A 14561-nucleotide genomic window follows, 5' to 3' on the forward strand; every position below is an offset into this window, starting at 1 on the left:
TATTTACTTACGTTTCATCGACAGGAAGAACTCGTCGTTGGTCTTGGTGGTTTTCAGCTTGTCGATCAAAAACTCGATGGCAGCGACTTCGTCCATCGGGTGCAGCAGCTTGCGCAGGATCCACATACGCTGCAGTTCGTCGTCTGCGGTCAGCAACTCTTCGCGGCGGGTGCCGGAACGGTTGATGTTGATCGCAGGGAACACACGCTTTTCAGCGATGCGACGATCCAAAGGCAGTTCCATGTTGCCGGTACCCTTGAACTCTTCGTAGATCACTTCGTCCATCTTCGAGCCGGTTTCAACCAGCGCGGTGGCGATAATGGTCAGCGAGCCGCCTTCTTCGATGTTGCGCGCAGCGCCGAAGAAACGCTTCGGTTTCTCCAGGGCATGAGCATCGACACCACCGGTCAGCACCTTGCCGGAGCTCGGGATCACGGTGTTGTAGGCACGGGCCAGACGGGTGATGGAGTCGAGCAGGATCACCACGTCTTTCTTGTGCTCGACCAGGCGCTTGGCCTTTTCGATCACCATTTCGGCAACCTGCACGTGACGGGTTGGCGGCTCATCGAACGTCGAGGCAACCACTTCGCCGCGCACGGTGCGCTGCATTTCGGTCACTTCTTCCGGACGCTCATCGATCAACAGCACGATCAGATGAACTTCAGGGTTGTTACGCGCAATGTTCGCGGCGATGTTCTGCAGCATGATGGTCTTGCCGGCTTTGGGCGGGGCGACGATCAGGCCACGCTGGCCTTTGCCGATTGGAGCGCAGAGGTCGATCACACGGCCGGTCAAGTCTTCGGTGGAGCCGTTACCGGCTTCCATCTTCATGCGCACGGTCGGGAACAGCGGAGTCAGGTTCTCGAAGAGAATCTTGTTTTTCGCGTTCTCGGGGCGATCGAAGTTGATCGTGTCGACCTTGAGCAGGGCGAAGTAACGCTCGCCTTCCTTCGGAGGACGGATCTTGCCAACGATGGTGTCACCGGTGCGCAAGTTGAAGCGACGGATCTGGCTCGGCGAGACGTAGATATCGTCTGGGCCGGCGAGATAGGACGCGTCTGCAGAGCGGAGGAAGCCGAAGCCGTCCTGGAGAATCTCCAGCACGCCATCACCGGAGATTTCCTCGCCGCTTTTCGCGTGCTTCTTGAGCAGGGAGAAAATCACGTCCTGCTTGCGCGAACGGGCCATATTTTCTATGCCCATTTCTTCGGCCAGTTGGAGCAGGTCGGTAATCGGCTTTTGCTTGAGTTCAGTCAGATTCATATAGGAATGACGTAATCATTTATGGAGGGGGGAAATTAAGCTTTTGGCTTAATGAGGCCGCGCCGCAGAGAAGGCGACAGGATCGCGTACTAATCGAAAAGGAATGCGTCGGCGACGGCTTGCAGGGGGCAGTGGAGAAACCACTGCGGGGCCGAATGTACCACCTGGATTTCGGAGCGTCTAGCCCTGCTTTACGAAAAAGCCCCGCAATTTGCGGGGCTTTTTTGACGACGCTTAGAGGCTTGCGTCGAGGAAAGCTTGCAGTTGGGACTTCGACAGCGCGCCCACTTTGGTCGCTTCGACATTGCCATTCTTGAACAGCATCAGAGTCGGGATACCACGCACGCCATGCTTGGCCGGGGTTTCCTGGTTCTCGTCGATGTTCAGCTTGGCAATGGTCAGTTTGCCTGCGTAAGTGGTTGCAATGTCGTCCAGGACCGGAGCGATCATTTTGCAAGGGCCGCACCATTCAGCCCAGTAGTCAACCAGCACCGGGCCGTCAGCCTTGAGGACTTCGGCTTCAAAGGACGCGTCGGTGACGTGCTTGATAAGATCGCTGCTCATGGATGTCTCCGGATTGTAAGCAAAAAAAACGTTGCCCATCATAGCTGCCCTTCCCCTGTTCAGGAAGCCGCGTCTGATTGAGTCTTGCTATGAACTTGAATGAGTGTGGGTATGACCCCGTCACGGCGTAGCGGGCGTCACGAACGCAATGCCCGTGCGCAACGCTGCATTACGTATATGTTCCTGCATGGTTTTCTGCGCCGCCGTACTGCTGCGGCGGGCCAGGGCGCGCAGGATTCTGCGATGTTCCTGCCAGGTCTCCATGGCCCGCTCCGGCCGGATGAACGGTAGCTTCTGACTTTCCAGAAACACCTCGGCACTGGCGCTGAGGATGCTCACCATGGCCTGGTTACCGCTGGCCAGCAGAATGCGCTGGTGAAACTCGAAGTCCAGGCGGGCAGCCGCTTCGAAGTCGCCCGCCTTGAGCACTTTGCGCATGGCTTGAACATTGTCTTGCAGGCTGTCCAGTGCATCGAGGGTTAGTGTCACCGCTGCCAAGCCCGCCGCAAACCCCTCCAAGGCGTAGCGCAACTGGAAGATATCCGGCGGCGTGGCCTGCGCCGCAAAGGGCCAGGCGAACCCCGGCGCCTCTTGCATGTCCTGCACGAACACGCCCTTGCCCGGCTGCACGCTGACCACGCCCAAGGCGCTGAGGGACGACAGCGCCTCGCGCAACGACGCCCGGCTCACCCCCAATTGCAGCGCCAGGTCGCGCTGGGACGGCAACGCGTCGCCCGGCCCGAAGCATTGCTCCTTGATCAGTTTGCGGATGGCCTGCAAGGCCGCTTCCGGTACGGCTTGGGCAATGGAATTCATAAAAAGCTCTGGGTTCCAGATAGCGGTGTGACCCGTTGTAAAACTATTCAGGGCCGGCTGCAAGCCACGCCCCAAAGGGGCTCGCCGCTTTTTGTCGACGCTCGAAAAGGGTGCGAAAAACCTGACCACTGTTCAGACCAGTAAGACCTGTGCACCTCAACAAACATCAGCCTTGCAGACGATCCGAACGGTGCTGGCATGGGCTGTGCACTGGGCAAACTCAGAAAATTCCTTCGCCATTTTCGGAGAGTTGCCATGACCAAGCGCTACAGCGCCCTGCTCACTGCCCTGTTTGCCAGCCTGATGCTGAGCCAGGCACCCGCCCAGGCGAATGGTCTGGATGACATCGTCGCCCGTGGCACCCTGAAGGTTGCCGTGCCCCAGGACTTCCCACCCTTTGGTTCGGTGGGCCCGGACATGAAGCCACGCGGTCTGGACATCGACACCGCCAAGCTGCTGGCCGACCAACTCAAGGTCAAGCTGGAACTGACGCCGGTAAACAGTACCAACCGCATCCCGTTCCTCACCACTGGCAAGGTCGACCTGGTGATTTCCAGCCTGGGCAAGAACCCCGAGCGCGCCAAGGTCATCGACTTCTCCAACGCCTACGCACCGTTCTACCTTGCCGTGTTTGGGCCGCCTGATGCTGCCATCGCCAGCCTCGACGACCTCAAGGGCAAGACCATCAGCGTAACCCGTGGCGCCATCGAGGATATCGAGCTGACCGCGGTGGCCCCCAAGGAAGCCACCATCAAGCGCTTTGAAGACAACAACTCCACCATCGCTGCCTACCTGGCCGGCCAGGTGGACCTGATCGCCAGCGGCAACGTGGTCATGGTGGCCATCAGCGAACGCAACCCCAAACGCGTACCGGCACTGAAGGTGAAACTCAAGGACTCGCCGGTGTACGTGGGCGTGAACAAGAACGAGCCGGCGCTGTTGGAAAAGGTCAACCAGATCCTGGTGGCAGCCAAGGCTGACGGCAGCCTGGGGAAAAACGCGATGCAGTGGCTCAAAGAACCGCTGCCTGCCGACCTCTGACGCGGAGCTCAAAGATGGCCTATCAATTCGACTTTGTGCCGGTGCTGGCCAATACCGACCTGCTCCTGCGCGGCGCGCTGTTCACCCTTGAACTGACGGCCATTGGCGCCATCCTCGGCGTGGCCCTGGGCACTGTCGGCGCGGTAGTACGGGCGTGGAAGATCCAGCCGTTTGCATGGTTCTTTGGAGTGTATGTCGAGTTGATCCGCAACACGCCGTTCCTGGTGCAACTGTTTTTTATCTTCTTCGGCCTGCCGTCCCTGGGGTTGAAAATCACCGAGTGGCAAGCCGCCGTGCTGGCGATGGTGATCAACCTGGGGGCGTACTCCACCGAGATCATCCGTGCGGGCATCCAGGCCATCCCACGCGGGCAACTGGAGGCGGCCGCGGCGCTGGCAATGACGCGCTTCGAGGCGTTCCGCCATGTGGTGCTGCTACCGGCCCTGGGCAAGGTGTGGCCGGCCCTGAGCAGCCAGATCATCATCGTGATGCTCGGTTCGGCGGTGTGTTCGCAGATCGCCACTGAAGAGCTGAGCTTTGCCGCCAACTTTATCCAGTCGCGTAATTTCCGCGCCTTTGAAACCTATGCCCTGACCACCCTGGTGTACCTGTGCATGGCGCTGATGATTCGCCAATTGCTCAACTGGATCGGCCGACGGTTTGTCATGAGGAACAGCCGATGAGTGATTTTTCGTTCTGGGACATCGTGCGCAACCTGCTGACCGGCCTGCAATGGACGCTGCTGCTGTCATTGGTGGCGTTTGTGGGCGGCGGCCTGATCGGCTTACTGGTGATGACCCTGCGCATCAGCCGCAAAGCGTTCCCACGCAATATGGCCCGCACCTATATCGAACTGTTCCAGGGCACGCCGCTGCTGATGCAGCTGTTCCTGGTGTTTTTCGGCGTTGCGCTGCTTGGCGTGGACATATCGCCTTGGCTGGCAGCGGCGATTGCCTTGACCCTGTTTACCAGCGCCTACCTGGCTGAAATATGGCGCGGCTGCGTCGACTCCATTGCCTACGGCCAATGGGAAGCCTCGGCCAGCCTGGCCCTCAACCCGCTTGAACAACTGCGCTATGTGATCCTGCCACAGGCATTGCGTATTGCTGTCGCGCCGACGGTGGGCTTTTCGGTGCAGGTGGTCAAAGGCACTGCCGTGACCTCGATCATCGGCTTCACCGAACTGACCAAGACAGGCGGCATGCTCGCCAACGCCACCTTTGAGCCCTTCATGGTCTATGGCCTGGTGGCCCTCGGTTACTTTTTGCTCTGTTATCCCTTGTCCCTCAGTGCGCGCTACCTGGAAAGGAGACTGCATGCCTCTGCTTAGAATTTCTGCCCTGCATAAGTATTACGGCGATCACCACGTACTCAAGGGCATCGACCTGACGGTGGACGAAGGCCAGGTGGTGGCGATCATCGGCCGCAGCGGCTCGGGCAAGTCCACCTTGCTGCGCACCCTCAATGGCCTGGAGTCGATCAACGACGGCGTCATCGAAGTCGATGGCGAATACCTCGACGCCGCCCGCGCCGACCTGCGCAGCCTGCGGCAAAAGGTCGGCATGGTCTTCCAGCAATTCAACCTGTTCCCGCACCTGACCGTGGGCGAGAACGTGATGCTGGCGCCGCAAGTGGTGCAAAAAGTGCCCAAGGCCAAGGCCGCCGTATTGGCCAGGCAGATGCTGGACCGGGTCGGGCTGGGCGAGAAGTTCGACGCCTTTCCCGATCGCCTGTCCGGCGGCCAGCAACAGCGCGTCGCCATTGCCCGCGCCCTGGCCATGTCGCCCAAGGTGTTGCTGTGCGATGAGATCACCTCGGCCCTGGACCCCGAACTGGTCAATGAAGTGCTGAGCGTGGTGCGCCAACTGGCCCAGGACGGCATGACCCTGATCATGGTGACTCACGAAATGCGTTTTGCCCGTGAGGTCGGCGACAAGCTGGTGTTCATGCACCAGGGCAAGGTGCATGAAACCGGTGACCCGAAGGTGTTGTTCGCCAACCCGCAAACAGTCGAGCTCGCCAACTTCATTGGCTCGGTGGAACAGCCTGGCTGATCAGTTCGAAACTGCCCTGCCCTTCAAGGCGCGCCTCCCCGCGCACCATCAACGCATCGAAGGGCAGTTCGGTGTCGATATCGACCTGGGCTGTGAGTCGCCGCCCTGTCACCGGCACACCTGCGGCGCGCGCAATCAAGGCCTGGCCGGGTAACAACTGGCCTTTGGCCGACTCATCAGGTGCTTGAGCAGACACCCAGCCGACAGCTCGCCCGTCGACCTGGGCATGCTTGAGACGCAAGCGAAAACGCCCCTCACGCCCAAACCGAAACCCTTGCCCATCGGCAGGCGCTGCGACAAAACGCAGGGCCATTGCCGCCGGCTCAACGCAGAGCACAGTCAGGTTGAACGTGCGAGTGGCCAGCACCACAGCGGCGTTTTCGACCACTGCATCGCGGCGTATTGCGCCATAGTCGACGTGCGACTGGCTCAGCGATAGCCGACAGTTTTCAGCTTGCGCATCGAGCGTTGCCAGCAGCATGCAAGAGAGCGCCAAGGGCAGGCTGGTACGCTTAACCACCCTGGCATACCGCCGATGCAGCTTCATAGAATTTGTCATTGTCGGGCTTGGCCTCGGGGTCGATGTGCAACAGGCAAGTGGAAGAGTCGGGCAATGAAACCCTCAGGTTTTGCGACTCGGAGACGTCGTTGAGAAAAATCATGCCCTCGCCCACCACGCTGGTGACAAAGCGATTGTCCTTGCCGAACACCGAGGCGCCCTGAGGCAATGGCCGGCCGTGCTGATCATTGGCGGTCACCAGCATCCGGCGTACTTTCACCACGTCAAAATCCACGTGATTGAATGAGCCTCGGCCCGCCGAAATGACCTGGGTGCCGTTTTTCAGGTCTACCTGCTTGGGCAACGAAGGGGTCTGCACCTGGACGCGGCTGTTGGTGTAGGCCGGCAAGCCGGCGATCACCGCCTGGCCGCTGAAGTCGGTCCATACCGGGCCTTGTGGCGTCTCTACTTTCGCCGAGCCGATATCGCCGACCGAGACGATGCCAAACGTGTCCTGCACGCTGTACGGCGAAAAGGTCAGCCCGCCGTCGTGAGCCACCACGCCCCCCTGCAACTGGCCTGTGTAGCTGCTACCCAACGGGTCGCGGCTGACGCCCAGGCCCACTCGTGCATAGCGTGGCAACACGTCCACTTGCCCACGCAACGATTGCTCCCGGGCTCGCATGTCACGCTCCACAGCCACTTCGTAGTTCACATACTCGTTGACCCGTTCGCTCAGTGCAGTGCCGGCGGTAAATTGCTCCCCCCGGCGGCTGGTGTAGCTGCTCACACGGCGATCGCCGCCCAGGGGCACACTGACCTGCAACCGCAGGGACACGTCGTTATCTACCGCACGATCACGCCGGCTACCGGCATAGTTGGCGTCACGGCGAGCCCGTGAGCCGCCCACTTGGGAGTCAGCGATCAGTGCCACATCGGCCCGGCCAAACGACTTGTTCCATGAGGCAAACACATGCTCGCTGGTTTGCCCGCCAAATTGCGCGCTGCGGGTGTAATTCAAAGAAAAGACGCCCAGCGTGGGTTCGGCCCAGCTCACGCCCGCGGTGTACTGGTTTTTGAAGTGCGAATTGAGATCATCGGCCCTGAGCGACTGGCCCACCTCCGTGACTTCGCGATAACCACGCGTCTGCGTGGTGGCGCTGAGGTTGACGTCGATATTGGCCCCGACCGGGCTGCTCAGTGACAGGCTGCTGCGTGAGCCGGACACGGCCTTATGGCTGTCCCGGGACAGGTTATGGCGTGCGTTGACAGAAACCCGCTGGAAAAACACGCTGCTCAGGGTGCCCCCTGCCGCCCAATAGTCATCGGTACTCAACAAGCCAAAACCCGCAGACGAGTGGCTCCCCAGCCCCCAGGTGCCACTGGCCATGGCGATCACCGGGGATGGCCCTTCCTCACCCGCCGCTCTGCGCAGTTCGCCCACCGATAAATAGTAACCAGGCGCCGCCGGGGCAGCCCCCGCGAATGATGCCGCCGGTACCACGAAACTGCGCTTGGCGCCCCGCACATCAATCACGCTGACCTCAAGGTCGCTGGTGGCGTTGAGCAGGGGCAAGCCCGCCAGCCGGAACGGTCCTTCAGGCACCAACGTACTGTGGACCAACACACCGGACTGGCGTATTTCGACCCGCGATTGGCTTTGGGCCAACCCCTCGACCACGGCGAGATTGCCGCCTGCGGGTGTTCTGGACTGCCCATCGGGGGAGAACTGCACGCCCGATAGTTGGATCCCGCCAAACAGCGGGTTATTACTGGAGAGCTGGCCTGCCTGGAACGTCGAACGCAACGCGGCGATATCCCGCTGGGCATAAGCGTGCAAGTGTTCGGTACGGGTCTGGCCGTTGTCCGACACGTAGAACTGGCGGCTGCGGACAATCCAATCGTCGAGGTTGAAACCCGCTTCAGTGTGGGCCGACACGAACCGGCTGGGTCCGCTGCGCGAATGGCTGTCGTAACCCAGCACGTCATAGTTGAACAACGCTGCCGCGCCACCCTGGGAAAAATCCCCGCTATCCCACTCGGGTTCGCGCAAGGCCTGGGTCGGCACCACCAACACCACTTCGTCGGTACCGGGACGCAGGCGCGCCATCGTCGCTGGAAATGCGCCGAGAAAATCATGACAGGCCTGGTCTGGCCGGGCGCCTGGCTGCAGGATTGCGCCGGGTTTCACCAGCCCGGCCTTCTCCAGTAACCCAGGGGTGAAACATAACTCCCCCTGTGGACCAAAACGAGCATCCACCCGCCCAAGCGGGTTGCCATTGACCCGCAACCCCACCACCTGGACACCTTCGCGAAAGCGCGCCGCACTGCGAAAGTAATCGGCAACCTTGGGGTCTATGCCGTGGGTGGTGAGGGCCGCCAGGTCAAACCCTTCACCGAGTTCCAGTGCGGTCGCGATACCAGGCAAACTCCAGAGCGCCGCGAAGCCGATGGACAACTTGGACCGACCGGGCCAGGCAGTACCAGCGATGCCCCGCCTCGAAGGGATCATGAACCGATCAACCTTCATCGGTGGTGACCGGCGCTCGGTAGTTATCTACCGAAAAACCGTAGACCGTGGCGGGCTGGATCTCTACGTGAGCCACATTGCCCAACGGACCTTCGCCCTTCGCCACCAATGCCTCACCTGGCAAAATGTAAGTGCGCGGCAATGTCGCCAGTGTGCCTTGTGGCAGCAGTTGCACATCCGGCGCCAGGCGCACTACATAGGCGCTGTCGTTGTGGACGCTGAGCCGGTCCCCGACGCGCTTCCACGTCAACAACTCCCAGGGCGTGTGGTGCCGTGGCAGGCCTTGCGGGTGCAGGATCAGCGGCAAATTCTGCCGCAGGGTGATGCCGATGGTCGCACCACCGGCAGCACGCGCCTGGGGTATGCCCTCGAACGACACGCGCTTGAGCCGCTGGGTCTTGAGCGGCTGTTTCAGGGTGCTGATAAAACGCACCAGCTGGGTGTCGCCTGCCTCCACACGGGTAACCGGCGGTGTGACAATCAGCAGCGGCTCCAGGTCTTCAGGCACATTCTCAACAACGGAATGCAGCAGCGCCGGCCCCGCATCGGTGTTCTTGATACTAAGAGTAGCTTCGCCGTCCTCTTCATAAAGCACCACCACTGTCGTTTCCGGCAACATACCGTCGGCGGCGGCAACAGTACTGAAAAACAGATGCCACAACAGCGCACAACTTATTAAAAACCCACGCACTCAATATTCCCCTCACTCATGCCGTTGACGATTGGTAATTACGCGCCCATAGAAAAACAGCCAATAAGAAAGGGTCAGTTTCTTGATCGGCTGTTTTGGGTTATTTAGATGTAGCTCAATACAAGCGTGGCGCGCCCATCAATGGAAATGTCGCGGCTTAAATCCAGATCCTGAGCCTTATTGATCACCGCTTTCACCGCAAGCGTGCCGGTCAATTGGCTGATAGCGGCAGGGGTAATCGCCGCTCCATTACGCCAGGAGTACTGGCTGGGCGACTGGGCCACCTTGCCATCGCTGTTGTACCAGGCCCCAAGGCCGGTGCGCATGATCGGAAACAGCGTCGTGCCGGACGACCTGAGGTCCCTGAGAGTGACCGAATAGCCACCGGTACGCCGGGCGCCCACCATACCCAAACCATAGTTCTGTGCTTCGGTGAAGCCCGCGCCGAGGATGCCCGTCACCTTGCTGCCCGCTTGCAAATCGGTAAACGTGAGCCCGAACCTGGCAGGCGTGGTGCCGCAATTGATCACCAGCGAAGTGGTCCTCTCTTCGCGCGGGTTGAATGCCGTGCGGGACAACTCACCCGAGCGAATCGTGCCGTAGTCGATGATGCCACTGCCTGCCAGGCTGAGGTTGCAGGCAGCCGGTGTAATCGTGCCCCTGACGACCAACTGCGCACTGGTGGTTGCCTGGGCATTGAGGGCCGCAGCCAGGCACGCCATACCGACGGTTAATCCAATAATCTTTTTCATGTTCGTCCTGTCATTTGGAATTAACAGGCGTTCTTTATTTCGGTTCTGGCGACTCCATCGCCCAACACCTTATTTTCCGTAATACAAAACTATAAATAAATAACACCCAGGCAAAATTGCCGACTGACAGTCTGGTGCTTGGGTGCTTGGTAAAAAAATCAGACAACACGGTATTTACTGTGGCCTCTATTAAGTCTGGAAGCGACTTTATTCCACCAGCAAAGTAGTCCTCTACCTGCAACCAAATCATCTACTACCCCGATTACTTGTAGGCAGTGTCGTACGCAACTTACGACGACATACAGTTAAAACGTCTTACAGTATCGGATTACCTATTCGCTTAAAGTGCGCGAAGCCGCCCTACACTTCCCAGATATTTCCCCGCGGGCAACATCGGGCCAATTACCGAAGCACAACGCGTTGGCGTCAGCGGTCGATCGTGGCACGATGGCAAGGTTATCGACCGAGATCCCCAAACCATGCCGCAATCCCAAGCCAAGAATCTGTCCTTGATCGCCGCCATCGACCTGGGCTCCAACAGCTTTCATATGGTCGTGGCCAAGGCCCAGAACGGCGAGATCCGCATCCTTGAGCGGCTCGGCGAGAAAGTGCAACTGGCCGCCGGGATCGACGACGAGCGCAAGCTCAATGAAGAATCCATGCAGCGCGGGCTCGATTGCCTCAAGCGTTTCGCCCAGTTGATCAACGGCATGCCCCCTGGCGCGGTGCGTATCGTAGGCACCAACGCCTTGCGCGAAGCGCGCAACCGCAACGAGTTCATCCATCGCGCCGAGGAAATCCTCGGGCATCCGGTGGAAGTCATCTCGGGCCGTGAAGAGGCGCGCCTGATCTACCTCGGCGTGTCCCACACCCTGGCCGATACCCCCGGCAAACGCCTGGTGGCCGACATTGGCGGCGGTAGCACCGAGTTCATCATCGGCCAGCGTTTCGAACCACTGCTGCGTGAAAGCCTGCAGATGGGGTGCGTGAGTTTCACCCAGCGTTATTTCAAGGATGGCAAGATCACCCCGGCGCGCTACGCCCAGGCTTACACCGCAGCGCGCCTGGAAATCATGAGCATCGAACATGCCCTGCACCGCCTGACCTGGGATGAAGCCATCGGCTCGTCCGGCACCATCCGTGCCATTGGCCTGGCCTTGAAAGCCGGCGGCCATGGCACCGGCGAGGTGAACGCCGAAGGCCTGGCGTGGCTCAAGCGCAAGCTGTTCAAGCTGGGGGATGCAGAGAAAATCGACTTCGACGGCATCAAGCCCGACCGTCGCGCCATTTTCCCTGCGGGCCTGGCGATTCTCGAAGCGATCTTCGACGCTCTCGAACTGCAACGCATGGACCACTGTGACGGCGCCCTGCGCGAAGGTGTGCTCTACGATCTGCTGGGCCGTCATCACCATGAAGACGTGCGCGAGCGCACCCTCAGCTCGCTGATGGAGCGTTACCACGTCGACCTGGAACAAGCCGCCCGTGTGGAGCGCAAAGCCTTGCACGCCTTTGACCAGGTGGCCGAGGACTGGGACCTGGAAGACGGCGTCTGGCGCGAGCTATTGGGCTGGGCAGCCAAGGTGCACGAAGTGGGCCTGGACATCGCCCACTACCATTACCACAAGCACGGCGCCTACCTGATCGAACACTCGGACCTGGCCGGTTTCTCACGGGAAGACCAGCAAATGCTCGCGCTGTTGGTGCGCGGTCATCGTCGCAATATTCCCAAGGACAAGTTTGCCGAGTTCGGTAAAGACGGCATCAAGCTGATCCGCCTGTGTGCGCTGCTGCGCTTTGCAATCCTGTTCCACCACATCCGTGGCACCCAGGAAATGCCTCAGGTCAAACTGCGCGCCGATGGCGACAGCCTGGAAGTGATGTTCCCCAAAGGCTGGCTGGATGAAAACCAGCTGACCCAGGCGGACTTCGCCCAGGAAGCGGAATGGCTGACGCGGGTAGGGTTCAGCCTGAACCTGCGCTAAGCAAATCTAAAAGCATTCTGCAAAACACATGTGGGAGCGGGCTTGCCCGCGATGACGGAGTGTCAGCCAATGCATCTTTGACTGACCTACCGCTATCGCGGGCAAGCCCGCTCCCACCTTTTGAACTGCGTTGGGTTTTAGTTCACCGCAAGAATCGGGCTACCCAACTTCTCCAACAACGTCGCCTGCGCGCTGCGCGGGTTCTGGTTGCCGGTCGGGGTATTACGCACGTAGCGCCCATCCGACTGCAAGCTCCAGCTGTGGGTGTTGTCGGTCAGGTAGCTTTCCAGCTCCTTCTTGACCCGCATGATCAACTTCTTGCCTTCCACCGGGAAGCAGGTCTCCACGCGCTTGTCGAGGTTGCGCTCCATCCAGTCGGCGCTGGAGAGGAACATCTGCTCTTCGCCACCATTGAGGAAGTAGAACACGCGGGTGTGCTCCAGGAAGCGGCCAATGATCGAGCGCACGTGGATGTTATGCGACACGCCCACAATGCCGGGACGCAGGCAGCACATGCCACGCACCACCAGGTCGATGCGCACACCGGACTGACTGGCCTTGTACAACGCGCGGATGATCTTCGGGTCGGTCAGCGAGTTGAACTTGGCGATGATGTGCGCAGGTTTGCCATCAAGGGCGAACTGGGTCTCACGGGCAATCATGTCGAGCATGCCCTTCTTGAGCGTGAACGGCGCGTGCAGCAGTTTCTTCATGCGCAAGGTCTTGCCCATGCCGATCAACTGGCTGAACAATTTGCCGACGTCTTCGCACAGCGCGTCGTCGGACGTCAGCAAACTGTAGTCGGTGTAGAGCTTGGCGTTGCCGGCGTGATAGTTGCCGGTACCCAAGTGGGCGTAGCGCACGATCTCACCGGCTTCACGGCGCAGGATCAGCATCATCTTGGCGTGGGTCTTGAAGCCGACCACGCCGTAGATCACCACCGCACCGGCCGCTTGCAAGCGGCTGGCCAGTTGCAGGTTGGACTCTTCGTCGAAACGTGCACGCAGCTCGATCACCGCGGTGACTTCCTTGCCGTTACGCGCCGCATCCACCAGCGCATCGACGATTTCCGAGTTGGCGCCGCTGCGGTACAGGGTCTGGCGCACGGCCAGCACATGCGGGTCTTTGGCGGCCTGGCGCAACAGGTCGACCACCGGGGTGAACGACTCGAAGGGGTGCAGCAGCAGGATGTCCTGCTTGCTCACCACGCTGAAGATGTTCTCGCTGTTTTGCAAAAGTTTCGGGATCTGCGGGGTGAACGGCTTGTATTGCAGCTCCGGGTGGCTGTCCAAGCCGGTGATGCTGAACAGGCGCGTCAGGTTCACGGGGCCGTTGACCTGGTACAGCTCCGACTCTGCCAGGTTGAACTGCTTGAGCAGGTAGTCCGACAGGTGTTTGGGGCAGGTGTCCGCCACTTCCAGGCGCACCGCGTCGCCGTAGCGCCGTGAGAACAGCTCGCCACGCAGGGCACGGGCCAAGTCTTCGACGTCTTCGGAGTCCAGCGCCAGGTCGGCGTTACGGGTCAGGCGGAACTGATAGCAGCCCTTGACCTTCATGCCCTGGAACAGGTCATCGGCGTGCGCGTGGATCATCGACGACAGGAATACATAGTTGTCGCCAGCGCCACCCACCTCTTCCGGTACCTTGATGATGCGTGGCAACAGACGCGGTGCCGGGATGATCGCCAGGCCCGAGTCGCGGCCAAAGGCGTCGATACCTTCAAGCTCGACGATGAAGTTGAGGCTCTTGTTCACCAGCAAGGGGAACGGGTGCGTCGGGTCGAGGCCGATAGGCGTGATGATCGGCGAAATCTCGTCCCGGAAGTAACGGCGCACCCAGGTCTTGATCTTGGCGGTCCAGTGACGACGACGAATGAAGCGGACCTGATGCTTTTCCAGTTCCGGCAGCAGGATATCGTTGAGGATCGCGTACTGGCGGTCCACATGGCCGTGCACCAGTTCACTGATGCGCGCCAGGGCCTGGTGCGGTTGCAGGCCGTCGGCACCGGCTTGTTCACGGGCGAAGGTGATCTGCTTCTTGAGGCCGGCAACACGGATCTCGAAGAACTCGTCCAGGTTGCTGGAGAAGATCAGCAGGAATTTCAGCCGCTCCAGCAAGGGGTAGGACTCATCCAGCGCCTGCTCGAGCACACGGATGTTGAATTGCAGTTGTGACAACTCGCGGTGGATGTACAGGCTGCTGTCATCCAGGTTGGTGACCACGGGCACCGGCGCCGGCGCGGGAGCTTCAGCCACCACCGCAGGCGGTGCGGGCTCCAGCTCCGGCGGGGTCTGGGCGACTTGTTCAACCACCGGGTGAGCGTCTTTTACGGCAACTTCTGAGAGTCCTTCGGTATTCATCGAGTGTTC

Annotated in this window: 13 protein-coding genes; 5 read left to right on the plus strand and 8 right to left on the minus strand. The window is 60.2% G+C overall.

The window, feature by feature from the left end; genetic code table 11:
* Positions 1–3 precede the first annotated feature (3 nt).
* The 3 genes from rho to MF6394_RS25945 form a co-directional block, all read right to left on the minus strand.
* Positions 4–1263 carry a transcription termination factor Rho gene (rho, locus tag MF6394_RS25935; protein ID WP_003176825.1) on the minus strand — a complete coding sequence of 420 codons (1260 nt, stop codon included), beginning with the start codon at positions 1261–1263 and terminating at the stop codon, positions 4–6.
* A gap of 234 nt (positions 1264–1497) precedes the next feature.
* Positions 1498–1827 carry a thioredoxin TrxA gene (gene trxA / locus MF6394_RS25940; protein WP_044269751.1) on the minus strand — a complete coding sequence of 110 codons (330 nt, stop codon included), beginning with the start codon at positions 1825–1827 and terminating at the stop codon, positions 1498–1500.
* A 120-nt stretch (positions 1828–1947) separates the two neighbouring features.
* Positions 1948–2643, minus strand: a complete 696-nt coding sequence (locus MF6394_RS25945) for a FadR/GntR family transcriptional regulator (RefSeq protein WP_078467840.1) — start codon at positions 2641–2643, stop codon at positions 1948–1950.
* Between the two features lie 255 nt (positions 2644–2898).
* Here MF6394_RS25945 and MF6394_RS25950 point away from each other — a divergent pair, with 255 nt between their 5' ends.
* From MF6394_RS25950 to MF6394_RS25965, 4 genes are read left to right on the plus strand one after another with little or no spacing between them, the layout of a single operon-like run.
* Positions 2899–3684 carry a transporter substrate-binding domain-containing protein gene (locus MF6394_RS25950; protein ID WP_044269753.1) on the plus strand — a complete coding sequence of 262 codons (786 nt, stop codon included), beginning with the start codon at positions 2899–2901 and terminating at the stop codon, positions 3682–3684.
* A 14-nt stretch (positions 3685–3698) separates the two neighbouring features.
* A complete protein-coding gene (locus tag MF6394_RS25955; protein ID WP_017736949.1) occupies positions 3699–4367 on the plus strand; it encodes an amino acid ABC transporter permease in 669 nt (222 codons plus the stop codon).
* Positions 4364–5014 carry an amino acid ABC transporter permease gene (locus MF6394_RS25960; protein ID WP_078467841.1) on the plus strand — a complete coding sequence of 217 codons (651 nt, stop codon included), beginning with the start codon at positions 4364–4366 and terminating at the stop codon, positions 5012–5014. The genes MF6394_RS25955 and MF6394_RS25960 overlap by 4 nt, the downstream gene beginning before the upstream one ends.
* The gene (locus tag MF6394_RS25965; RefSeq protein WP_032894589.1) at positions 5001–5738 is read left to right on the plus strand and encodes an amino acid ABC transporter ATP-binding protein; all 738 of its coding nucleotides are present in this window, start codon (positions 5001–5003) and stop codon (positions 5736–5738) included. The genes MF6394_RS25960 and MF6394_RS25965 overlap by 14 nt, the downstream gene beginning before the upstream one ends.
* On the opposite strand, the gene MF6394_RS25970 is transcribed toward MF6394_RS25965, so the two are convergent.
* The 4 genes from MF6394_RS25970 to MF6394_RS25985 all read right to left on the minus strand — a co-directional run bounded on the left by MF6394_RS25970 (position 5710) and on the right by MF6394_RS25985 (position 10210).
* Positions 5710–6285, minus strand: coding sequence for a hypothetical protein (locus MF6394_RS25970; RefSeq protein ID WP_411829316.1), 576 nt, complete (start codon positions 6283–6285; stop codon positions 5710–5712). The two genes, MF6394_RS25965 and MF6394_RS25970, sit on opposite strands and share 29 nt — an antisense overlap.
* Positions 6251–8749: a fimbria/pilus outer membrane usher protein gene (locus tag MF6394_RS25975; protein WP_238597318.1), complete on the minus strand. Its 2499-nt coding sequence runs from the start codon at positions 8747–8749 to the stop codon at positions 6251–6253. Before MF6394_RS25975 ends, MF6394_RS25970 begins: the two co-directional genes overlap by 35 nt.
* Before the next feature lie 7 nt (positions 8750–8756).
* A complete protein-coding gene (locus tag MF6394_RS25980) occupies positions 8757–9386 on the minus strand; it encodes a fimbria/pilus chaperone family protein (protein WP_044269865.1) in 630 nt (209 codons plus the stop codon).
* Positions 9387–9562: 176 nt separating this feature from the next.
* Positions 9563–10210, minus strand: coding sequence for a DUF1120 domain-containing protein (locus MF6394_RS25985; protein ID WP_078467842.1), 648 nt, complete (start codon positions 10208–10210; stop codon positions 9563–9565).
* Between the two features lie 479 nt (positions 10211–10689).
* Here MF6394_RS25985 and ppx point away from each other — a divergent pair, with 479 nt between their 5' ends.
* On the plus strand, positions 10690–12192 hold the full coding sequence (ppx, locus tag MF6394_RS25990) for an exopolyphosphatase (RefSeq protein ID WP_044269760.1): 1503 nt from the start codon (positions 10690–10692) through the stop codon (positions 12190–12192).
* Positions 12193–12329: 137 nt separating this feature from the next.
* Here the strand turns inward: ppx and ppk1 are convergent, their stop codons facing one another.
* Positions 12330–14552 carry a polyphosphate kinase 1 gene (gene ppk1, locus MF6394_RS25995; RefSeq protein WP_032894587.1) on the minus strand — a complete coding sequence of 741 codons (2223 nt, stop codon included), beginning with the start codon at positions 14550–14552 and terminating at the stop codon, positions 12330–12332.
* Positions 14553–14561 lie beyond the last annotated feature (9 nt).

The organism is Pseudomonas sp. MF6394 (assembly GCF_002018845.1).
Classification (GTDB): domain Bacteria; phylum Pseudomonadota; class Gammaproteobacteria; order Pseudomonadales; family Pseudomonadaceae; genus Aquipseudomonas; species Aquipseudomonas lactis.

Bases quoted from the DNA above. Each gene is read 5' to 3' on its own strand.
- MF6394_RS25970 (WP_411829316.1), bottom strand. From the start codon at position 6,285: ATGAAGCTGCATCGGCGGTATGCCAGGGTGGTTAAGCGTACCAGCCTG.
- MF6394_RS25955 (WP_017736949.1), top strand. From the start codon at position 3,699: ATGGCCTATCAATTCGACTTTGTGCCGGTGCTGGCCAATACCGACCTG.
- MF6394_RS25950 (WP_044269753.1), top strand. From the start codon at position 2,899: ATGACCAAGCGCTACAGCGCCCTGCTCACTGCCCTGTTTGCCAGCCTG.
- MF6394_RS25960 (WP_078467841.1), top strand. From the start codon at position 4,364: ATGAGTGATTTTTCGTTCTGGGACATCGTGCGCAACCTGCTGACCGGC.
- ppk1 (WP_032894587.1), bottom strand. From the start codon at position 14,552: ATGAATACCGAAGGACTCTCAGAAGTTGCCGTAAAAGACGCTCACCCG.
- ppx (WP_044269760.1), top strand. From the start codon at position 10,690: ATGCCGCAATCCCAAGCCAAGAATCTGTCCTTGATCGCCGCCATCGAC.
- MF6394_RS25945 (WP_078467840.1), bottom strand. From the start codon at position 2,643: ATGAATTCCATTGCCCAAGCCGTACCGGAAGCGGCCTTGCAGGCCATC.
- MF6394_RS25975 (WP_238597318.1), bottom strand. From the start codon at position 8,749: ATGATCCCTTCGAGGCGGGGCATCGCTGGTACTGCCTGGCCCGGTCGG.
- MF6394_RS25965 (WP_032894589.1), top strand. From the start codon at position 5,001: ATGCCTCTGCTTAGAATTTCTGCCCTGCATAAGTATTACGGCGATCAC.
- trxA (WP_044269751.1), bottom strand. From the start codon at position 1,827: ATGAGCAGCGATCTTATCAAGCACGTCACCGACGCGTCCTTTGAAGCC.
- rho (WP_003176825.1), bottom strand. From the start codon at position 1,263: ATGAATCTGACTGAACTCAAGCAAAAGCCGATTACCGACCTGCTCCAA.
- MF6394_RS25980 (WP_044269865.1), bottom strand. From the start codon at position 9,386: ATGTTGCCGGAAACGACAGTGGTGGTGCTTTATGAAGAGGACGGCGAA.
- MF6394_RS25985 (WP_078467842.1), bottom strand. From the start codon at position 10,210: ATGAAAAAGATTATTGGATTAACCGTCGGTATGGCGTGCCTGGCTGCG.